Source organism: Pseudomonas sp. 01L34 (genome assembly GCF_056400265.1).
In genome coordinates this window covers 558,536-578,603 of record NZ_JBFTSX010000004.1, presented here as the reverse complement: position 1 = coordinate 578,603, position 20,068 = coordinate 558,536, and the positions used below count along the sequence as shown (strand labels likewise).

The following is a 20,068-nucleotide window of genomic DNA, read 5'->3' as shown; positions in this document are numbered from 1 at the left end:
TTCGACATTCCAATAACAGTATCCACGCCACCCTCTACCAAAAAAATCAGGGACACATGGAAGATGAGTCACCCCTCGCAGTTCACCTTGCTTCGCACTCGGCGCTTCCTGCCTTTTTTTGTCACGCAGTCCCTTGGGGCCTTTAACGACAACATCTTCAAGCAGTCGCTGATCCTCGCCATTCTTTACAAGCTGACCATCGAGGGTGACCGTTCGATCTGGGTCAACCTGTGTGCGTTGCTGTTTATCCTGCCGTTCTTCCTGTTCTCGGCCCTGGCCGGGCAGTTCGGGGAGAAGTTCGCCAAGGACGCGCTGATTCGTCTGATTAAGATCGGGGAAATCGTCATCATGACGGTGGGCGCGGTCGGTTTCATGTTCGATCACCTGTCGCTGATGCTGTTGGCGCTGTTTGCCATGGGCACCCACTCGGCGCTGTTCGGGCCGGTGAAGTACTCGATTCTGCCGCAGGCCTTGCGCGAAGAAGAGCTGGTGGGTGGCAACGGGTTGGTGGAAATGGGCACCTTCCTGGCAATTCTCGCCGGGACGATTGGCGCCGGCATCATGATGTCCGCCAGCAACTACGCGCCGGTGGTGTCCACGGCAATCATCGGCATTGCGGTGCTCGGTTACCTGGCCAGCCGCAACATTCCCCGAGCTGCGGCGGCATCGCCGCAAATGCGCCTGAACTGGAATATCTTCAGCCAGTCCTGGGCTACGTTGAAGCTGGGCCTGGGGCAAACCCCTGCGGTCTCGCGTTCGATTGTCGGCAACTCATGGTTCTGGTTTGTCGGGGCGATTTATCTGACGCAAATCCCGGCGTATGCCAAGGAATGGATGCACGGCGACGAGACCGTGGTGACGCTGATTCTTACCGTGTTCTCGGTCGGTATTGCACTGGGTTCGATGCTTTGCGAGAAACTCTCCGGGCGCAAAGTCGAGATCGGTCTGGTGCCGTTCGGCTCATTCGGCCTGACCGTATTTGGCCTGTTGCTGTGGTGGCATTCCGGTGGAATTCCGGACAGCGTTACCGGCCATGGCTGGATCGAAATCCTTGGCTTCGGTCACACCTGGCTGGTGTTGATCGACATCCTCGGGCTGGGAGTCTTCGGCGGTTTCTACATCGTGCCGCTGTATGCGCTGATCCAGTCCCGCACCGTCGAGAACGAACGGGCCCGAGTGATTGCCGCCAACAACATTCTCAACGCCCTGTTCATGGTGGTGTCGGCGATTGTGTCGATCGTCTTGCTGAGCATCGCCAAGCTGTCGATCCCGCAGCTGTTTCTGGTGGTGTCGCTGCTGAACATCGGCGTCAACGCGTACATCTTCAAAATTGTCCCCGAGTTCAGCATGCGTTTCATGATCTGGCTGCTCGGCCATTCCATGTACCGCGTCGAGCATCGCAACCTCGAGCTGATTCCCGATGAGGGCCCTGCGCTGCTGGTTTGCAACCATGTGTCGTTCGTCGATGCGTTGCTGATTGGTGGCGCCGTGCGTCGGCCGATTCGCTTTGTGATGTATTACAAAATCTACAACCTGCCGGTGCTGAACTTCATCTTCCGCACGGCCGGGGCGATTCCGATTGCCGGGCGGCAGGAAGACATTCAAATCTACGAAAAAGCCTTCACCCGCATTGCCCAGTATCTGAAGGATGGCGAGCTGGTGTGTATTTTCCCTGAAGGCAAGTTGACCGCTGATGGCGAGATCAACGAGTTCAAGGGCGGGCTGACGCGGATTCTCGAAGAAACGCCGGTGCCGGTGATTCCGCTGGCGTTGCAGGGGTTGTGGGGGAGTTTCTTCAGCCGCGATCCGAACAAGGGCTTGTTCCGTCGGTTGTGGTCGCGGGTGACGTTAGTGGCGGGGCCGGCGGTGGCGGTCGAGGTGGCGGAGCCGGCGAAGTTGCAGGTGTTGGTGGGGGATTTGCGGGGGACTGTCAGGTAGTCGGTGACTTTGCGGGCCTCATCGCGGGCAAGCCCGGCTCCCACAGGTTTTGTGTTGTGCCACATAGTGTGGTCACACTATCAATCCCTGTGGGAGCCGGGCTTGCCCGCGATGACGTCAGTGGCCTAAGCGCTGACCTTGAGCCCAACCAACCCGGTAATGATCAGTGCCACACTGGCCAACCGAAACAGTGCCATGGATTCACCAAACAGAATGATCCCGGCGATCACCGTGCCCACCGCACCCACGCCGGTCCAGATCGCATAGGCCGTGCCCAGCGGCAATTCCTTCATGGCAAGGCCCAGCAGGCCAAGGCTGATGGCCATGGCGGCAACGGTCAATGCGGTGGGAAGAGGGCGGCTGAAGCCGTCGGTGTATTTCAGGCCAACGGCCCAGCCGACTTCGAACAGGCCGGCGAAAAACAGAATGATCCAGGACATGGAAGACCTCCATCGATGGATGGGGTCGTCCCCGGATTAAGCACTCGATCGAGCCGCGAGGTCGTCCCCGCGTTGCGCGATAGAGTGCCCATCATTAACCCGAGGATCAAGTTTTCGGATCAGTCAGCCACTTGCTGAGCAGCGATTTTCCGATCCTCTTTTTCGCTCATGCGACGGAAATAGGTGGAGAGCAGGGCCCCGGAAATGTTGTGCCAGACGCTGAACAGCGCGCTCGGCACCGCCGCCAGTGGCGAGAAGTGCGCACTGGCCAGTGCCGCACCCAGGCCGGAGTTCTGCATGCCGACTTCCAGTGCCAGGGATTTGCGTTGGGCCAGCGGCAGGTTGAACAGGCGCCCGGTGAAGTAACCCAGCAAGTAGCCGAAGCTGTTGTGCAGCATCACCACGGCCATGATCAGCAGACCGGATTCGGCAATCTTCGCCTGACTGGCAGCCACCACGGCCGTGACGATGATCACGATGCTCACCACCGACACCAGCGGCAACACTTCTACCGCGTGACGAACCCGATCACCGAGCACGCGTTGGGCAACCACGCCAAGTACGATCGGCAACAGCACGACTTGCAGGATCGACCAGAACAGCTCCATGAACGACACCGGCAACCAGGCCGAGGCCAGCAGCCAGATCAGCGCCGGTGTCAGCAATGGCGCGAGGAGGGTGGTGACGGCGGCAATGGCCACCGACAACGCCAGGTCGCCGCGAGCCAGCCAGGTCATCACGTTCGACGAGGTGCCGCTCGGGCAACAGCCGACCAGAATCACCCCGACGGCGATCTCTGGCGGCAGGTGGAATACCTGGCAGAGCAACCACGCCATGCCGGGCATGATCACGAAATGGGCGACCACGCCCAAGGCCACGCGCCACGGATGGCGAGCGACTTCGGCGAAGTCTTCGAGCTTGAGGGTCAGGCCCATGCCGAACATCACCAGCCCCAGCAGCGGCACAATGGCGCCTTTCAAACCGATGAACCAGGCCGGCTGCAGAAACGCCACGATGGCGAAAATCAGTACCCAGTAAGCGAAGGTGTTGCCGACAAAACGACTCAATGCAGCGAGTGCGCGCATGGCCTGATCCTTGTTATGTGTTTAAAAGCGGGTAGGGCTTGGAACTTGGGTTGCCTGCAAAAAGATCGCAGCCTTCGGCAGCTCCTACATTTGAAATGCGATCCTTTGTAGGAGCTGCCGAAGGCTGCGATCTTTTCTTACCAGGCGCCGCCGATCAAGGCCGGCGCCCTAAGGCAATCAGATACCCTGTGGGGTCTCTTCACCGCCCAACGCTTCAACCAGTGCCGGCAGGAAGTCGCCGAAGGTCAGCATCATCAGGGTGAAGCTGGCGTCCAGTTGACCCAGTGCTTCGTCGCCACCGTCCTGTTCCGCCTGATCTTGCAGCAGGTCTTCGAACTTCAGGCGCTTGACCACCATTTTGTCGTCGAGCACGAAGGACAGTTTGTCCTGCCAGGCCAGCGACAATTGAGTGACCACTTTGCCGGTGCTCAGGTGCAGCTGGATCTCTTCGCTGGTCAGGTCCTGACGCTTGCAGCGCACGATGCCGCCGTCTTCGTGGGTGTCGCGCAGTTCGCACTCATCCAGAACGAAGAAGTCATCCGCAGCTTTCTGAGTGGTAACCCACTCGGTCATGGTCGCGGTCGGGGACATCTTCACCGTCAGCGGACGTACCGGCAGCGAGCCGATCACTTCACGCAGGGTGGACAGCAGGTCTTCGGCGCGTTTCGGGCTGGCCGAGTTCACCAGGATCAGGCCCTGTTTCGGCGCAATGGCGGCGAAGGTCGACGAGCGACGGATAAAGGCGCGGGGCAGGAAGGCCTGGATGATTTCATCCTTGATCTGATCGCGTTCCTTTTTATAGACCTTGCGCATTTGTTCGGCTTCGATCTCTTCGACCTTTTCCTTCACTGCGTCACGCACGACGCTGCCCGGCAGAATGCGTTCTTCTTTACGGGCGGCGATCAGCAGGAAGTCTCCGCTGACGTGTACCAGCGGTGCATCTTCGCCTTTGCCGAAGGGCGCGACGAAACCGTAGGTGGTCAACTCCTGGCTTGCACATGGACGCGCCAGTTTGGTGGCCAGTGCAGTTTCCAACGCCTCGGCATCAAAAGGCAGATCTTGGGTCAGGCGATAGATAAGCAGGTTTTTGAACCACATGGGGTGAGTCTCTCCTTTATACAAAGGGGGGCATTATTGTCTTCGCCGGGTCATAGGCCAACCCTTCTCTAAGCCTTTGGAAGGCCTGAGAAAATTATTTAAAAAAGTGCTTGCCAGAGGTTGGGTCGCTCCGTAGAATGCGCGCCACACCGAAGCGAAGGGTGATTAGCTCAGCTGGGAGAGCGTCTGCCTTACAAGCAGAATGTCGGCGGTTCGATCCCGTCATCACCCACCATTCGTTTCAAGTGTTTAGCGCAGCGGTAGTTCAGTCGGTTAGAATACCGGCCTGTCACGCCGGGGGTCGCGGGTTCGAGTCCCGTCCGCTGCGCCATATTCGGTAACCTGGACCACTGAACGCCAGGTCACCACGGAAAAACCCGCTGAGGCGGGTTTTTTTCTGTCTCAAGTTTGTACCTTGTTCCATCGGGTTGTGTCGTTTCACCGGTTCTCGGATTTTTTTGAAAAAAACTTCAATTAAATCAACACTTTACGAAAACTTGTGGCATAATGCGTCCCGTAACGAAGCGAAGGGTGATTAGCTCAGCTGGGAGAGCGTCTGCCTTACAAGCAGAATGTCGGCGGTTCGATCCCGTCATCACCCACCATTCGTTTCAAGCGTTTCGCGCAGCGGTAGTTCAGTCGGTTAGAATACCGGCCTGTCACGCCGGGGGTCGCGGGTTCGAGTCCCGTCCGCTGCGCCATATTCGGTATCTGGAACACTGAACGCCAGATCACCACAGAAAGCCCGCTTAATGCGGGCTTTTTGCTGTCTGGGATTTGGCTTTTTGCCGGATTCACTGAAGAAAGCGACCTGTTCAGGTCGCTTTTTTCGTTTCTGCCTTACTTATTGTTCGCCGTTGCGGCTGTGTCGATAGTCGCTGACGGCCTCGTACACCGCTTTGCGCAACCGGTTGATCCCACCAATCGGCCGATGGGCTTCAAGGCCGAACCATGGATTGAACGACAGGTTGTCGCATTGCAGGTTCAGCGCCGGGGTGTCGAAATCCTGGGCAGGCAGCTTGATCCTGGCCACGGTTTCGAAAGGCGCGTCTTGTTCACGCCACTCGATGCTGGTGTCTTCGATCGGCATATATTGGCTCGGATCCTGGCGTTGGACCTGTAACACGAAGCAGGCCGGCACCCGATCAGTCGACAGCTGCTGGTTCAGCGCACTGCGCAGGAAGTTCGGCAGGTTTTGATTTTGCGTGGGCAGCGTGTAGGTCGGGCAGCTCTCCGGATCCGGGATTACCCGGAATTTGACGTTGGCCTCACCAAACTTGTACGGCGAAACCGAAAAGTAGGTGGTCTGGGTCGGGCTTGCCGGGGCAGGGGAGAGTGTCGCCAGCGCAATAAACAGATGACGAACCTGCCAGGTGCGCGGATCCCAAGCCGGGAAGAACGCCATTATCGTTTTGCCGTCAGCCTGAGCGGCCACATTCTGACGATACTCGGCGACATCGCTGACAAAGAAGTTCGGATGGTTGAACATCACGAAATCCTGCTCGTTGCGCCCTTGTCGATCACTCAGCAACTGTTTACCCGGCACATCGAACAACTTGATCGCCATGCCCCGGGCATCGCGGATGCTGTCGAACTGCGGATAGGCATTGCCGTTGGACAGCCGCATCGTCGCTTGCCAGGTTTTGCCGGGTTCGCTGAACACGCCTTGGCGCAACGCCGTCGCCAGATCCGGCAGCACCTGAACCTCGGCCTTCACGCAACCATGGGCCTTGGCGTGAGCGTCGCGCAGATAACGAGTACTTTCGCGGTGTTGATCGACGATCCGCACCGCTGTCTGGATGATGTCCCGGGTCATCGCCGCTTCGCCGTCCGGAATCAGTTCTTCACCCGATACCGGGCCGCGATGTTGCCAGGCGAGCCATGCCATGGTCAGCGCCCAGCCGAGGACCCCCAAACCCAACAACCAAAGCAGGGTTTTACCAAGGAAGGCACCCAGACGTAGCCAGAGCGTGATCAGCATGGGTCAATCCTTTTGACTGATGAGGTGGTCTGGCAATTGCGACTCCAGCGGGCCGCCCAACACTTTCAGGTATTCCAGCAGTGCCCAGCGCTCCTGCGGTTGCAGCAGGCGACCGATCACGCCATTACCGCGCTCGCCGTCGCGGAATTCGTGGCCGCTGTTGTGATTGCCGGTAATACGCGTGTCGAACACAAAACCGTTGGTAAAGGCTTCGGTGCGATAGCCCAGGTGTTTGGGATCGTATTCGAAGGTGCCCTTATAGAACGTTGTTGCGCGTTCATCCTGGGGCGAGAGCAGTTGATAAATGCTCGGCACCGAACCGTTGTGCAGAAACGGCGGCGTGGCCCAGACGCCCGCCAGCGGCCGGGCCTTATAGCTGCGCAATTCCTGGACACCGATAGGCAGGCCGAAACCGTCCAGGTTCGGGCGCTCCGCCGGTGTCACATTGGCAGCGCGATAGGCCTGGTTCCCCACGAAAGCAGTGACGTAGGCCAGCCCCTTGGCCACTGACAACTGGCTCAAATCCAAGGGCTCCGTGGGTTTTGGATGCAATTGCACGTCCAGTTGCGCAAGCTCTGCCGGATCCCACTGCAGGGCTGTCAGATCGAAGCGATGGTCGGCAATATTGTTGGCGGCGCCGGGGTCTGTGCCAATCACCTCCACGGGCAGTAAGTTCAGGTGGTGCACCGGTCTGCCGTCGCTTTGGGTGACGCGGGGGACGTGGCACCCAGCGCAGTTTTCAGCGAATAGTGCGCGGCCTTTTGCGGCCAACGGTTTGTCGATGGAGCCCAGCAAGGCTTCCGGCCAGACGGGCGGCTTGAGTCGTTGCAGGGTTTGTTCGATCCGGTGCAGATCGCGTACCCGGACGCTGGACGGGTAGCGATCGTCGCCCTTGAGTGGCTGCCCGCTGGCGTCGAAGAAATTCAGCGTGGCGCCGACACCCAGGGCCTCGCCGATGTTACGGGCCATCGGTTGCTGCGCCGAACCGTTCCACTGCACCCAGTCGAAGGTCCACATGTCCCACAGTTGCGGGTAGTCCACCGGCGCGTTGGCCACGCGGTAGTTGGCCGGCGAAATGGCGTCGCCGAAGCTGGCGTTGGCAATGCGCCCGAAGGCGTCGGTACGGCCGGGGCCTTCTTCGGTGGGGTAGAGCCCGCGATGGGTGTCGTTCCAGGCCACTTTCAAGAAGGTATCGAGTGAGCTTTTGAAGTCCTGGCGTAGCTGTTGATGCCGGGCGTCATAGTCCTGGCCCAGGACATTGCGCGCGAAACGTTCGAATTTCCACGGGTTGTAGTAAGTCGAGGCGAGGCTGGCCACCAGTGCCTGGCCGAAACTGCCGCCGCGCAGGGTCGGGACGCTGGATGGCAACACATGCTGGGCCGAGCCACCGTCGATGCGCACGGCCTGGCCGTTGAAACGCAATTCGCCGGTGTGGCAGGCGGAACAGGTGATGTCCAGAAACTCTTCCTGGCTGCCCGGATTCTGATGACGGGCGAAACCGACAGGCAGGTTGCCAGGGTTGTCTGGCGTGGCTTTCTGGCTCGGATCGATCAGAAAACCAAAGCGTGCGAGGTATTCGGGGGCGGCGAATCGTTTTTGCGAGAACGGCAGTTCGAGGGCGTTGAACCAGTCATAGCGCAAGCCTTTGACTTGGGTGCCTTGAGGCGTGAAGTAGTAGGCCTGGCGGTCTGCGGCGCTCCATTGCTCCAGGTAATGCACCTGTTGCGCCGGTGACCAGGCCGGTAATTTCGGGTTGGCGACGTAGTACAGCACCACGGCGAGGCCCAGCCCCAGTAGTACTGCGATCAGAATCAGCAAGCGGATTATGAGGCGCACGATAAACATCCTTGTCAATTTGTAGCTCTCTTATGCCTCAGCTGATGAAGTGCGGCAAGAGGCCATTACGCCAAGGGCTGTGGGAACCGGCATCGGGGGCTGTGAGAGCCAGATGACAGAAGCTTCATCGTTCTAATCCCGAAATGCGTTTAAACACCTGAACTTATCGGAAGTTTCCTGCTCTCATGCCGGTAGCCATTGGTCGTGGCCGCCTGATAAGCTCGCGGCTTTACTCGATTGCCCTTTAGGCGCATGAACAAGGAAATAGCATGAAACAGCATCGGTTGGCGGCGGCGGTGGCCCTGGTTGGCCTGGTACTTGCGGGTTGTGATTCGCAGACCAGCGTAGAGCTGAAAACCCCGGCGCAAAAAGCTTCCTACGGCATTGGCCTGAACATGGGCAAAAGTCTGGCTCAGGAAGGCATGGATGATCTGGACTCCAAAGCCGTAGCCCAAGGCATCGAAGATGCCGTCGGCAAGAAAGAACAGAAACTGAAGGATGAGGAACTGGTTGAAGCCTTCGCAGCGCTGCAGAAGCGTGCCGAAGAGCGTTTGGCCAAGATGAGCGAAGAGTCGGCAGCCGCCGGCAAGAAATTCCTCGAAGAGAATGGCAAGAAAGCCGGTGTCGTCACCACGGCTTCCGGCCTGCAATACGAAGTGGTCAAGAAGGCCGATGGCGCACAGCCTAAGCCGACCGACGTAGTGACTGTTCACTACACCGGTAAACTGACCAACGGCACCGTTTTCGACAGCTCCGTCGAGCGCGGCAGCCCGATCGATCTGCCGGTCAGCGGTGTGATTCCGGGTTGGGTCGAAGGCCTGCAACTGATGCACGTTGGCGAGAAGTACAAACTGTACATCCCTAGCGACCTGGCTTACGGCGCCCAAAGCCCTAGCCCGGCGATTCCAGCCAACTCGGTGCTGGTATTCGACCTGGAGCTGCTGGGCATCAAGGATCCAGCCAAACAAGACGACGCCAAGTAATCCGCGTCTGCTCGAAAAAACAACGCCTCGCTTATGCGGGGCGTTGTTGCATCTGGGGTTTGGTGAAGGTAAACAAAGCGAACGGATGCGGTACGCTGCAGTCATAGCCAGTGAGAGTGCCCGAGCTAGACGTACCGGTGCGCCAAGTCAATGAAATCTTGGGTTTTTTTATGTGAGTAAAAAACGCCCGATCTGAGCAAGACCCTTGTGAAACGGGGCTTCCAGCGGTGAAATGCAGCTCTGTTCACAAGGTTATCCACAATTTGTGTGGATAACATTTCAGTGGGAGGAAAAGATGAAAATGCCCTGGAATTTCGCCCGCTTCCTGCCAATGGCCGGGCGCCTGCTCGCCCGTGGTCGTTTGCCGACCCTGCTGTTCGCGGTTGCCAGCAAAGGCGCGAGCCAAGGTAATCGTCTGGGCAAACTTAAAGACGATCTGCGCTTGTTACAGGCACTCTGCCTGGCCTACTGGCGTGGCGAGTACCGAGCCATCAGCCCGAAAGCGATGGTTTCGGTGGTGGCCGGCCTGATGTATTTCCTGAGCCCGGTGGATGCGATCCCGGATTTCATCCCGGTGTTCGGCATGCTCGACGACATTGCCGTCCTGGCATGGCTGATGAAAGTCCTCGATGACGAACTCAACGCCTTCCGCGCCTGGCGCAAGCGTCAGGCGCCGGAAAAACTCGCAGTGGTTGAACGCCTGCCCGATACCCCGGAACAACTGCAACTTCAGGGCCCGAAAAAAAACTGAACCGATTCAGGATCATCCATATTCATACCCCCCCGCGACCTTGGCCGCTGTTAGGATTACACTTCTAAGGAAAAGTGCCGACTCGCTACGTGTCGTTGTCCTACGGGGTAGTCATGGATATTCAGATAATTACACGCGAAGGCGAACCAGAATATGCGGTTCTGCCATGGGCTCAGTATCAGGCTCTACTGAAAGCAGCAGGCATCAACGAACAACCACCGCGCGAAGCCACAGTGCGTCCCGCGGCCACATCAGACCAGACTCTTCCGGGTCTGGATCAACTACGCAGTTTGCGCGAAGGGAAGGGCATCGCCATTGAGGCGCTTGCCCGCACGGTAGGCATCAGCCCGTCATATCTCGCCTTGATCGAAAGCGGTGAGCGTCAACCCGACGCTGCTATTCGCCGCAGCCTCGCCTGGGAGTTGACGGTGCCAGGATGGAGGGATGAATCGTGAGCGTACGCATCAGTCGTCAACATTGGGATGGATTGCTGGGGGAACTGGATCAGGCGCGCCGTCAGCGCCATCTTCTGACTTATCGGGCATTGCTGGAGCGATTGCAGCTACCCACGCCCGCCATGCAAACCCTGACCGCCGCCCTTGAACACCTGGCCGCGCTGGACGCCAGGGCCGAGCAGCCACTGCGCAGCTCGCTGGTGATCAGCCAGGGCGCCAGTCGTTTGCCGCGCACCGGCTTCTTCGAATGTGTCGAGCGCCTCGGGCGCTTCTCCGGACCGTCCGACGGCGTGGCTGCCGCGTCCTGGCATGCCTCGGAAGTGGTGCGGGTGTTCGAATACGAATACCCCGAGTCGGCGGAAGCCTGAGTGTTTCTACGACTCAAGGCGCGGGCCGGTTACTGGCTGGCCCGGCGCTTATTCCACTGGTCGTGGTTTGTGCGCCAACCGCGCGGCTGGCGCTGGCTCGAGGGCCAGTTCGCGCGCATGGCCAACCTGGGCGATGTCGGCGCCCAGAGCTTCTACGGCCACATCCTGACCTTTCGCGGGGTCGGTCTTGGGGCTCGCGAGGAAGGCGTACGATTACTGCGCCTGGCCGCGTTGGCGGGGGATGGCAAGGCGGCGTATCAGGTGGGCGTGATCTGCCTCGCGGGGACGCCGAGCAAGGCACCGGATCCGGTGGAAGCGGCGCGGTTTTGGCGTATTGCCTTGAAGGCCGGGCATCCGTTGGCTGAGCTTAAGTTGAAAGGGTTGGCGAGTGGCGAGACTGAGCCGTGATTTGATGTTCTTCGATGAGCAAGTGTTGTGGGGGGGCTAATTGATGGTCAATTATAAACTCTATGGCGAGCTGCTTTCGGTCAGAAGGGGACTTTAGAGCGGGAAAAATATGTCTCTTTTCGAACCATTGACGACTTACTGGGTAATTTTTATATAGCTTTTAGCTGCGCGTTCGACACCGTTCACTTCATTCATTGGACTCGTAAAAGCTACGACTTTGCGAGTCTGTTAGCTAAATCGTTAGGTATCATCAACTCCCATGACAACCCCTTCCCACACACCATTCTTCGCCGCACCAGAAAACCTGGAGTCACTTCGACTCTATTCCCGAACACTCAGAAGTTTCGCAGCAGCATCTGATTCCTCTCAGGTCGCGAAATCGCTGCTGCAGATCATCGAGCTGATGATTTCAAACGCGGCTCGATTTGATGAGTATTGCACTTCGAACATCGAGTGGATCGGTGATCAGTTCATGCGAGAGGTTCGAGAGTTTCCAAATCTTGCCGACGACAAGAGATCTGAGGCGATTACCTCAGCTTTCACGTCAGCTTTCCGCTTCTTGTGCGAGCTAGAGTTTGTGCAGCCTGCAGAACCAAGCATTGAAGTCCGGCGGATCGGAAACTTCGTTGATGAAAACCTTGAACTGTTCACCGGGAACGACCGGCAACAGATCACATTCGCAAGATACTCGATGCCAATTCAAGTAGCGAAGAAACTCCTGAACGATCCTGCTATCGCCGAGTTTCGAAAATTCTCGCAAACAGTCGAAGCGGCGTCGAAGCTCAAAGTGGACTGGGACTCCGAACTCGACGAGCGACGACTACATGTCGAGGCCATTAAGCAGGGACTAAAAGACACAACCTCGTCCTACAACTTCGTTGGTCTTGTTGATGGGTTTCGCCAGTTGGCAGCCACAAAGCTCATTGAACGTAGAGTTGCATTCTGGTCGCTGATTGTGCTTGCACTAGCGATGATCGCGCCACCAACCTTTCAGATTTCTTACGTAGTTTCTCACGTAGACGCCATAGAGTCGAAAAAAGGGCTACTGCTGTATACACTTCCAACGATTCTCGCGATCGAAGTGATCCTCATCTACTTCTTTCGCGTTGTCCTCGCGCAATTCCGATCCGTCAAAGCACAAGTTCTTCAGCTCGACCTGCGAATAGCTTTGTGCCAGTTCGTACAAAGCTATGCGGAGTACTCGATGAAGATAAAGAAAGATGACCCGAGCGCTCTCGCGAAGTTCGAGGCCGTTGTCTTCAGCAGCCTTGTCTCAGAAAGCGAAGGCATCCCCTCCACCTTTGATGGCGCTGAGCAACTTGCTAACCTCATCAAGAGCATCCGAGGAACGTAGCGCGGTTAAGCGCAATTGCAACACCGTGCTTCCGTTCCTCGCCCAACTGTCGATTCAACGCGAACGCCAAAGCTGGCCATGCCTTCGGCATTTTCATGACCAGCTTTGGTACCCTCCCTTCTGCGAGCCACGGTGCCGGACAACCTATGGTGTTAGCGTCCGCTTTGGGGCGTTAGTTGCCGTTATTCAATTTCTTTTATTTTGCGCAATTCATCTCTTAGTGCATCGATTTCAGCGAGCAATTTTTTATTCTCCTGCTTTAGAAAGCTTTTTGATGGGCTCTCAGGATTATGATACAAGGGAATAGCGTAGAGTAACTCCAGTTCATCTTTGTAAGGCATCAAAGGTTGGTATAACTGATAAAAAGCACGCCCAACCGCGCCTCGAAATAACTCGAGCGCTGGTTTATTTGCACCAACAGAAAGAATATGGTCAGTAGCGATACCCGGATAGGGATCGATATATATGATTTTCACAATGCCTAGTTGATAAGCTTTTTTCGCACAAAGCTCACAGGGGCTGGCAGTCGTAAACAGAATGCCGCCAAGAAGTTTTTGTCCACCATTTTTCGCTATTTGTAAAAAAGCATTCTCTTCCGCATGCAACGACCTAGTATGGACCTGATTTTTTTCTCCCTCAATTTCATTTTGTATAGATTTGAAACAGAATGGAATGTTTCGCTTTTGAGTAGCGCCAGACTTTATCAAGTCAAAATACTTATCACTTAATGCTTTGCGGAATACATTGTCGTTTTTCTCGTACTCACTATAATCAAAAATATTAACTCCGCTTAGCAAGTCTTCAGCGCTTCTCAGCAAGCATGGGGTTTGTCCTTGAGGAGTACTATTCCAACCTACACATTTCACACTGTAACTATCATCAGTTACTACAGCCCCAACCTGTCGCGATATACAGCCTGAGCTTTGCTTAACTGTGTACGCTATTTGCATACAGTTTTCAACCGATGTAGGCATTACTAAGCCTGGATGCATCATAAGTGCTAGATACCATGCTAACTGACTCACAAGATCATTCTGATTAAACTCACTTGTTTTTGAGTTGTGAATGTGGATATCAGCGATCTCGATGCAAGCTTGAATATTTTGTGCAATAAATTTACTAGTTCCGGAAATTTTCCCAGGATACTCTTTGTTATCGAGATCATGTACTTCTTTTATTGATAGCTTTCTGTACTCATGTAGACTGTTCAGTCTCTTGGTGTTTGATGTATTTATCGACATTAGGTAGAAATTCGCATACCTTCTTTTCAGAAAGAATGCCTCGTACGGATTTCTAATTGCATCTATAACAATTCTGCATGGCGCTCCTTTTGCTTTTGTAAACTTGCGAACAAGCTTAATTAAAAAATTCAAATGCTTGGGGAAGTTGAATAATTTATCGGCATCAAAAAGATTACTATTTGCAAATCCCGATGATCTGATGTTGTCTCCCGACTCTTGATAGAGCTTGGTGAAGGTAGCTCCTCCCAAGTTGTTTTTTAATCTCTCGGTCACAGAGGGTAGTGCTGAGAAGTACAACTCCATCCACGACGCAATTTCGCCCGTCTCAACTTTTCCATTGAACGAGTGAAGCCGAAGTAGCTCTTCTCGTACACAATTCAGGTTGTTATAGCTTTCAGTTGCCTTTTCTTGACGAATATCTGCGCCCGCAACACTTGTCAGGTATGATATAAATGACTCTTTATCCAGCAACAATAGATGATATGTAATTATCGAGCGTGCCTCGAGCTTGTAAAATGGGGTCCATTCGTCTCCTTTTAAGTATTTATGTATTATTTTATGCTTTTTAAGTTCGTTTTCTGTTAAGCCTTCATAGCCATCGGCTGGAAAATCGAAACTCGAAGCACCCAACTTACTAGCCGCAGTGGAGCAACCTGAACCTGTGCGTCCCGTGAGACCAATTATTAGAAAGCTCTTTGCTTCGTCATAAACACCATTTATCGCTTCGCTGGTATTTGCGGACATTCCTTCTTCCTTTTAAGCTCTGTTACCTATGAACGGAAAAATAGGGTCACATATAAACTCATTAGGGAAAGCAATCAGTACCACCTGCGGCGCTACAAATAAAATGTAGCTGGTTTTTGGACGCACCATAGAATTTCGCGAGGCCGAGGCACTACCAAATCTTTGAGAATGATGGACTAACTGCGTTTTGCCGATTGCTGCCTGTCGCCACCAGCAGCTATGGCTCGAAACCGGCTAACCCACAGTGGAGAAAATCAAGCCAGGCTTCAGCGAAGCCTTCCGCCACGTTTGCCTTTTTTGAGCGAAATTTCTGGGCAAGGTCTTCGGAAGTTTCCTTCAAGTTGTGGCGGTTTTCGTGAACTGGTGCGAAAGGAATTCAACCGATAGCCTTTGGTGGTCACTGCACATTCAGTGGCAGGGTGTAGGAACCCTCCAGACCATGAGAAACGCTTTGGCGTCGACACCTGATTTGCGGCTGTTACCATGCGCCCGTAATATCAGTAGCGGCGGCTGTGCGCGGGCACGCTTCGGTGTGGTCGAGTTCTCTGGTCTCGATATTCCTACCCCGCGTATAGCTGCCACCCAAGCCTGTAGGACGGCCGATGGTAGCTCCACTTCTACCAGAGGTTTAAAAATGAAAAATCTTCATCCTGATCCACCCTACGAAAAACCAATTCCCCACCCCAAAAACCGCTTCATGGCGTTGACCAGCAACTGCACCGACATGCCCACCCTGTTTGTCGACACCCATGCGCCGCTGGATATTCTGACCGAAGCCGCCAGCTACCGAATTCGCGCCGTCACCCAAGTGCTTGAGAACCTGTCCATGCGTGGCTCAGTCGAGTGCGATTCGATGATCCTCAGCGACTTTGCCTTGCTCTGTGCCATTCCACTGCGCGATGGCTGTGATGTGCTGGATGTGATTGGGCGGCGGTTGCGGGCTCGGTCTTCGGAGTAGCGTCTAGCGGCTTTTTGTGGCGAGGGGGCTTGCCCCCGTTCGACTGCGAAGCGGTCGCCAAACCAGGCCCCGCGGTGTACCTGACAAATCCGGAATGCAGGTTTTGGGGCCGCTCCGCAGCCCAACGGGGGCAAGCCCCCTCGCCACAGGGTGGGAGTTGTGGTGGTTGGGGCCGCTCCGCAGCCCAACGGGGGCAAGCCCCCTCGCCACAGGGTGGGAGTTGTGGTGGTTGGGGCTGCTGCGCAGCCCAGCGGGAGCAAGCTCCCTCGCCACACAAGAGCAAGATCAAAAGATCGCAACCTTTGGCAGCTCCTGCGCGCCTGTGGGCGCTGCCGAAGGCTGCGATTTTTTTGGTGATCACCGCCGGCCTGAGATCAGTGTCTCTTCGCCGACTGGCACCGCCAGGCTATCAATCACATGCACGCTATACCCCGGCACATTCTTCGCGTGGTGTTTGGCCTGTGAGGCCATTTCCGCCAGTTGGCTCGCATCGAGCTGTCCGCAGGCCTGTGGATGCAGATGCACTACGCCGATGGACAGGGACAGCAGCGGAAACTCCTGGCGTACGCCCTGGCGGTTGGGGGCGATGAAGCAGCCGGCTTCCAGGTGTTCGCTGCGGTAGAAGCGTCGGCATTGGCTGTGGAAGTCGTCCAGCAGTTGGTTCAGGCGTTTGCGCCAGTCTTCCGGGCCGAGCACCAGCAGGAAGTCGTCACCGCCGATATGGCCGACGAAGTCGCGGGATGGGTCGACGCGGTCGTTCAGGCATTGCGCCAGGCACAGTAGGACTTCGTCCCCGCGACCGTAGCCGTAGATGTCGTTGAAGGGTTTGAAGCTGTCGATGTCCACGTAGCAGATCACCGACTCCCGTTCCTGTTGTAGCAGGCGTGTCAGGCATTGCTGGATCGGCACGTTGCCTGGCAGCAGGGTCAGCGGGTTGGCGTAGCGGGCTTGCTGGATTTTCAGTTCGGTAATCAGTTTGAGCACGTCGATCACTCGGCCCAGGCCCAGATAGCCGCCGTTGAGGGTGATGATGAAGTCTTCTTCGATGCGCTGGCGGGCGCGGCTGGTGATCAGGCGGCTGACCTGTTGCAGCGACTGGCTCAGTTCCACGGCGAGGAAGTCGTCGCTCATCAAGCGGCTGATGGGTTTGCGGGCGAACAGGTCGGTGGCAAACGGCTTGAGCAGGGCGTCCGAGAGCGAATGACGGTGAACGATGCCGCACGGCCGGCCTTGCTTGTCGAGCACTGCCAGGGAGTTCAGGTTGGCCTGGCGGCGGAAGGCTTCCAGTACGGTGGCGGTCGGGGTATCGCTGGCCATCGCCGGTTGGTTGTTGAGCAGGGCGCTGAGGTCACTGGCGTCCTCGTTCAGCATCGCTGCGGCGCTGGTTGGTTTGGGCATCAAGGTTCGGGCATCGCGGGGCGGATGCTCCTGGGGCCGGCAGAGCAGATAGCCTTGCACAAGATCGACGCCCATTTCGGTCAGCACGGCGAGTTCTTCTGGCAATTCGATGCCTTCGGCGATCACTTTTGCCCGCGAAGCCTTGGCGATCTGCAGGATCGAGCCGACGAATTCACGTTTGAGCGCGTCCTGATGAATGCCGTCGATAAAGTGTCGATCGATCTTGACGTAATCCGGGCGCAATTCAGACCACAGCCGCAAGCTTGAATAACCCGCACCCAGATCATCCAGCGCAATCGAAAAACCCATCGCCCGATAGTGATGCAGGGCGGTTTGCAGCAACTGGAAATCGTCGGTCGGGGTCTGTTCGGTGAGTTCGATCACCACCTGGCTCGGCGGTATGCCGAAATCCTGCAGCAGTTGCAGGGTGCGTCCGGGTTGGTGGGCGGCTTCGAGCAGGGATTCCGGGGACACATTGAGGAACAGTTTGCCGGGCAGTTGCTGTTCATTGAAGCGTCGGCAAGCGCTTTGGCGGCAAGCGATTTCCAGTTCGCTGAGGCGACCGGCCTGGCGAGCGACCGCGAACAGGGCAATGGGGGAGTGCAGCGGGCTGTTGGAGGGGCCACGGCTGAGGGCTTCGTAGCCGATGATTTGTCGTTCGGAGAGAGAAATGATCGGCTGGAACAGGCTGTGCAAACCGCTTTGAGTCAGTATTGAGCTCAAGGCACTCAGCTGTTCGGTTGTGGTCATGGCGATCTCTGGCGATAAAAAAAGGACTGGGAGCGCAAAGCTCCCAGTCCTTTATTTCACGACAGAATGATGTCTATTTGATGACACTCCGGGGAGCATCAGCACTAAATTGCCATCATCCTGATTGTAAGCACTTAGTGCTTGGCGACCGCGGTGTTGAGTTTCAAGTAATCCAGCAGAATCCGCCCGGTCTCGCTCAGGTAGGCGTCGTCTTCTGGCTTGGTCTTGTCTGGCTCGGCCGCGATGGCATCTTCGTCTTCTTTCTTCAGCTCTTTGAGCGGCTCTTCACCCTTGGCCTTGCGACGGATGTTTTCCATGGCCAGTTGCTTGGCTTCGATATCGGCGTGTTGTGCGCGACGGTCGGCTTCATTGAGGCTGACGGTTTTTTCGGCCATCAGCTTCTGGGCCAGGGCCAGTTTGTCGCGGATGAACACGAACTCCGCGTCTTTTGCCGAACGCATATCATGCTCGGACTTGAGCTGCGTGATGTACGGTTTGAACGGGTCGACCGCCGGCTTGATGGCCGCACGGATGGTGTCCCACGGCATGGCTTCCGGCAGGGCGCTTTCGCCGATTTCCTTGGTGTCGATGATCGACGGGTAATCGATGTCCGGCAGTACGCCCTGATGCTGGGTGCTCTGACCGGAAACCCGGTAGAACTTGGCCAGGGTCAGTTTCAGTTCGCCATGGTTCAGCGGCTGAATGGTTTGCACGGTGCCTTTGCCGAAGGTCTGGCCGCCGATGATCAGTGCACGGTGGTAGTCCTGCATCGCACCGGCGAAGATCTCCGACGCCGAGGCGGACAAACGGTTGACCAGCAGCGCCATCGGGCCTTTGTAGAACGCGCCCGGGTTTTCATCTTCCAGCACATCGACCCGGCCGTCAGCGTTACGCACCAGTACGGTCGGACCTTTGTCGATGAACAGGCTGGTCAGCTCGGTGGCTTCCTGCAAGGAGCCGCCGCCGTTGTTGCGCAGGTCGATGACCACGCCGTCGACCTTGTCTTTCTGCAGCTCGGTCAGCAGCTTCTTGACGTCGCGGGTGGTGCTCTTGTAGTCCGGATCGCCGGCACGGAAGGCCTTGAAGTCCAGGTAGAAGGCCGGGATCTCGATGACGCCGAGCTTGTAGTCCTTGCCATCCTGCTTGAGGCTGAGGATCGACTTCTTCACCGCCTGATCTTCAAGCTTCACCGCTTCGCGGGTGATCGGCACGATCTTGCTGGTCTGGTCATTCGGCGCATTGCTGGCCGGAATCACTTCCAGGCGCACCACGGTGCCTTTCGGCCCACGAATCAGTTTGACCACTTCGTCCAGGCGCCAGCCGACCACGTCGACCATCTCTTTGTTGCCCTGGGCCACGCCGATGATCTTGTCGGCCGGAGCGACCTGCTTGGTCTTGTCGGCCGGGCCGGCAGGCACCAGGCGCACGACTTTGACCTGGTCGTTATCGCTCTGCAACACGGCGCCAATGCCCTCCAGGGACAGGCTCATGTTGATGTCGAAGTTCTCCGCGTTATCCGGCGACAGATAGTTGGTATGCGGGTCGTACGACATGGCGAAGGTGTTGATGTACGCCTGGAAGATATCTTCCGCGCGGGTCTGGTCCAGACGCACCAGCTGATTCTTGTAACGCTTGGTCAGGGTTTCCTGAATCTGCTTTGGCTCTTTGCCGGAGATCTTCATCCGCAGCACTTCGTCCTTGACGCGCTTGCGCCACAGGTCGTCGAGCTCGGCGGTGGTCTTGAGCCAAGGGGCATCCTTGCGGTCGACCAGCAAGGTTTCCTTGGTGGTGAAGTCGATCTTGTCGACGCCCTTGTTCAGCTCGGCAAGGGCAAAGTCCAGACGCGCCTTGACGCGATCCAGATAGCGCTTGTAGATGGTGAACCCGGCGTTCAGGTCGCCGCTCTTGAGGAAGTCGTCAAACTGGGTTTTCCATTTGTCGAATTCGGCAATGTCACTGGCCATGAAGTAGCTGCGCGATGGATCCAGCAGCTTGAGGTAGCTGTCGTAGATGATCGCGGAGCGCGCATCGTCGAGCGGCGGCTTGCTGTAATGGTGACGCTTGAGCAATTCGACGACGTTCAGACTGGCGATGACTTCGTCGCGATCGGGCTGAAGCTTGTCCCAGCTGTTGGCTGCGAACGAATTGCTCGACATCGGCAAGAGACCGAGACCAATGACAAGAGCGAGGGCGGTGCTGGGGAAAAAATGCTTCATGCTGATTCGACGCGGGGACAATTGATCACGCATATTAGGCCGTCTTTGAAGTCGCCGGTTCCCA

16 protein-coding genes and 4 tRNA genes are annotated in these 20,068 nt (G+C 56.6%); 12 read left to right on the top strand and 8 right to left on the bottom strand.

The features are described from left to right. The first annotated feature begins 63 nt into the window (after nt 1-63). A complete protein-coding gene (locus tag AC1DQM_RS14650; protein WP_477746405.1) occupies nt 64-1,938 on the top strand; it encodes an MFS transporter in 1,875 nt (624 codons plus the stop codon). 125 nt (nt 1,939-2,063) lie between these two features. Here AC1DQM_RS14650 and sugE read toward each other — a convergent pair whose 3' ends face one another. The 3 genes from sugE to rdgC form a co-directional block, all read right to left on the bottom strand. Continuing rightward, nucleotides 2,064-2,378, bottom strand: coding sequence for a quaternary ammonium compound efflux SMR transporter SugE (gene sugE / locus AC1DQM_RS14645; RefSeq protein ID WP_018925158.1), 315 nt, complete (start codon nt 2,376-2,378; stop codon nt 2,064-2,066). Nucleotides 2,379-2,497: 119 nt separating this feature from the next. Continuing rightward, nucleotides 2,498-3,463, bottom strand: coding sequence for a bile acid:sodium symporter family protein (locus AC1DQM_RS14640; protein WP_018925159.1), 966 nt, complete (start codon nt 3,461-3,463; stop codon nt 2,498-2,500). Between the two features lie 177 nt (nt 3,464-3,640). After that, on the bottom strand, nt 3,641-4,561 hold the full coding sequence (gene rdgC / locus AC1DQM_RS14635; RefSeq protein ID WP_007936132.1) for a recombination-associated protein RdgC: 921 nt from the start codon (nt 4,559-4,561) through the stop codon (nt 3,641-3,643). Between the two features lie 159 nt (nt 4,562-4,720). On the opposite strand from rdgC, the gene AC1DQM_RS14630 reads away from it, so the two are divergent. From AC1DQM_RS14630 to AC1DQM_RS14615, 4 genes are all read left to right on the top strand, one after another. Then, nucleotides 4,721-4,796, top strand: a tRNA-Val gene (locus AC1DQM_RS14630). A gap of 19 nt (nt 4,797-4,815) precedes the next feature. After that, nucleotides 4,816-4,892: transfer RNA gene (locus tag AC1DQM_RS14625), tRNA-Asp, on the top strand. A 198-nt stretch (nt 4,893-5,090) separates the two neighbouring features. Continuing rightward, a tRNA-Val gene (locus tag AC1DQM_RS14620) sits at nt 5,091-5,166 on the top strand. Nucleotides 5,167-5,185: 19 nt separating this feature from the next. Beyond that, nucleotides 5,186-5,262: transfer RNA gene (locus AC1DQM_RS14615), tRNA-Asp, on the top strand. Nucleotides 5,263-5,405: 143 nt separating this feature from the next. Here AC1DQM_RS14615 and AC1DQM_RS14610 read toward each other — a convergent pair. Next, nucleotides 5,406-6,542 (bottom strand): catalase family protein, encoded by a 1,137-nt coding sequence (locus AC1DQM_RS14610; protein WP_477746404.1) that lies wholly within the window; start codon nt 6,540-6,542, stop codon nt 5,406-5,408. A 3-nt stretch (nt 6,543-6,545) separates the two neighbouring features. Then, entirely contained in the window at nt 6,546-8,378 is a 1,833-nt protein-coding gene (locus tag AC1DQM_RS14605; protein WP_018925161.1) for a di-heme-cytochrome C peroxidase, read from the bottom strand. Between the two features lie 269 nt (nt 8,379-8,647). Here AC1DQM_RS14605 and AC1DQM_RS14600 point away from each other — a divergent pair, with 269 nt between their 5' ends. The 6 genes from AC1DQM_RS14600 to AC1DQM_RS14575 all read left to right on the top strand — a co-directional run bounded on the left by AC1DQM_RS14600 (nt 8,648) and on the right by AC1DQM_RS14575 (nt 12,697). Beyond that, on the top strand, nt 8,648-9,361 hold the full coding sequence (locus AC1DQM_RS14600; protein WP_018925162.1) for an FKBP-type peptidyl-prolyl cis-trans isomerase: 714 nt from the start codon (nt 8,648-8,650) through the stop codon (nt 9,359-9,361). Between the two features lie 295 nt (nt 9,362-9,656). Then, entirely contained in the window at nt 9,657-10,112 is a 456-nt protein-coding gene (locus AC1DQM_RS14595) for a YkvA family protein (RefSeq protein ID WP_028940036.1), read from the top strand. Between the two features lie 113 nt (nt 10,113-10,225). Continuing rightward, a complete protein-coding gene (locus tag AC1DQM_RS14590; RefSeq protein WP_026286335.1) occupies nt 10,226-10,567 on the top strand; it encodes a helix-turn-helix domain-containing protein in 342 nt (113 codons plus the stop codon). Then, the gene (locus AC1DQM_RS14585) at nt 10,564-10,935 is read left to right on the top strand and encodes a hypothetical protein (RefSeq protein ID WP_007898892.1); all 372 of its coding nucleotides are present in this window, start codon (nt 10,564-10,566) and stop codon (nt 10,933-10,935) included. Before AC1DQM_RS14590 ends, AC1DQM_RS14585 begins: the two co-directional genes overlap by 4 nt. Next, on the top strand, nt 10,936-11,343 hold the full coding sequence (locus AC1DQM_RS14580) for an SEL1-like repeat protein (RefSeq protein ID WP_477746403.1): 408 nt from the start codon (nt 10,936-10,938) through the stop codon (nt 11,341-11,343). It begins immediately after the preceding gene. A 259-nt stretch (nt 11,344-11,602) separates the two neighbouring features. Further along, nucleotides 11,603-12,697: a hypothetical protein gene (locus AC1DQM_RS14575; protein WP_477746402.1), complete on the top strand. Its 1,095-nt coding sequence runs from the start codon at nt 11,603-11,605 to the stop codon at nt 12,695-12,697. A 182-nt stretch (nt 12,698-12,879) separates the two neighbouring features. Here AC1DQM_RS14575 and AC1DQM_RS14570 read toward each other — a convergent pair whose 3' ends face one another. Next, complete coding sequence (locus AC1DQM_RS14570; protein WP_477746401.1) at nt 12,880-14,682, bottom strand: hypothetical protein; 1,803 nt, start codon at nt 14,680-14,682, stop codon at nt 12,880-12,882. Between the two features lie 634 nt (nt 14,683-15,316). Here AC1DQM_RS14570 and AC1DQM_RS14565 point away from each other — a divergent pair. Continuing rightward, nucleotides 15,317-15,640, top strand: coding sequence for a hypothetical protein (locus tag AC1DQM_RS14565; RefSeq protein WP_477746400.1), 324 nt, complete (start codon nt 15,317-15,319; stop codon nt 15,638-15,640). Between the two features lie 357 nt (nt 15,641-15,997). Here AC1DQM_RS14565 and AC1DQM_RS14560 read toward each other — a convergent pair whose 3' ends face one another. Together AC1DQM_RS14560 and AC1DQM_RS14555 are read right to left on the bottom strand one after the other, a co-directional pair. Further along, nucleotides 15,998-17,788 carry a bifunctional diguanylate cyclase/phosphodiesterase gene (locus AC1DQM_RS14560; protein ID WP_477746399.1) on the bottom strand — a complete coding sequence of 597 codons (1,791 nt, stop codon included), beginning with the start codon at nt 17,786-17,788 and terminating at the stop codon, nt 15,998-16,000. Nucleotides 17,789-17,922: 134 nt separating this feature from the next. Further along, the gene (locus AC1DQM_RS14555; RefSeq protein WP_167331168.1) at nt 17,923-20,004 is read right to left on the bottom strand and encodes a carboxy terminal-processing peptidase; all 2,082 of its coding nucleotides are present in this window, start codon (nt 20,002-20,004) and stop codon (nt 17,923-17,925) included. Nucleotides 20,005-20,068: the final 64 nt, after the last annotated feature.

Bases quoted from the DNA above. Each gene is read 5' to 3' on its own strand.
- AC1DQM_RS14595 (WP_028940036.1), top strand. From the start codon at position 9,657: ATGAAAATGCCCTGGAATTTCGCCCGCTTCCTGCCAATGGCCGGGCGC.
- AC1DQM_RS14610 (WP_477746404.1), bottom strand. From the start codon at position 6,542: ATGCTGATCACGCTCTGGCTACGTCTGGGTGCCTTCCTTGGTAAAACC.
- AC1DQM_RS14575 (WP_477746402.1), top strand. From the start codon at position 11,603: ATGACAACCCCTTCCCACACACCATTCTTCGCCGCACCAGAAAACCTG.
- AC1DQM_RS14565 (WP_477746400.1), top strand. From the start codon at position 15,317: ATGAAAAATCTTCATCCTGATCCACCCTACGAAAAACCAATTCCCCAC.
- AC1DQM_RS14570 (WP_477746401.1), bottom strand. From the start codon at position 14,682: ATGTCCGCAAATACCAGCGAAGCGATAAATGGTGTTTATGACGAAGCA.
- AC1DQM_RS14590 (WP_026286335.1), top strand. From the start codon at position 10,226: ATGGATATTCAGATAATTACACGCGAAGGCGAACCAGAATATGCGGTT.
- rdgC (WP_007936132.1), bottom strand. From the start codon at position 4,561: ATGTGGTTCAAAAACCTGCTTATCTATCGCCTGACCCAAGATCTGCCT.
- AC1DQM_RS14600 (WP_018925162.1), top strand. From the start codon at position 8,648: ATGAAACAGCATCGGTTGGCGGCGGCGGTGGCCCTGGTTGGCCTGGTA.
- AC1DQM_RS14650 (WP_477746405.1), top strand. From the start codon at position 64: ATGAGTCACCCCTCGCAGTTCACCTTGCTTCGCACTCGGCGCTTCCTG.
- AC1DQM_RS14640 (WP_018925159.1), bottom strand. From the start codon at position 3,463: ATGCGCGCACTCGCTGCATTGAGTCGTTTTGTCGGCAACACCTTCGCT.
- AC1DQM_RS14555 (WP_167331168.1), bottom strand. From the start codon at position 20,004: ATGAAGCATTTTTTCCCCAGCACCGCCCTCGCTCTTGTCATTGGTCTC.
- sugE (WP_018925158.1), bottom strand. From the start codon at position 2,378: ATGTCCTGGATCATTCTGTTTTTCGCCGGCCTGTTCGAAGTCGGCTGG.
- AC1DQM_RS14560 (WP_477746399.1), bottom strand. From the start codon at position 17,788: ATGACCACAACCGAACAGCTGAGTGCCTTGAGCTCAATACTGACTCAA.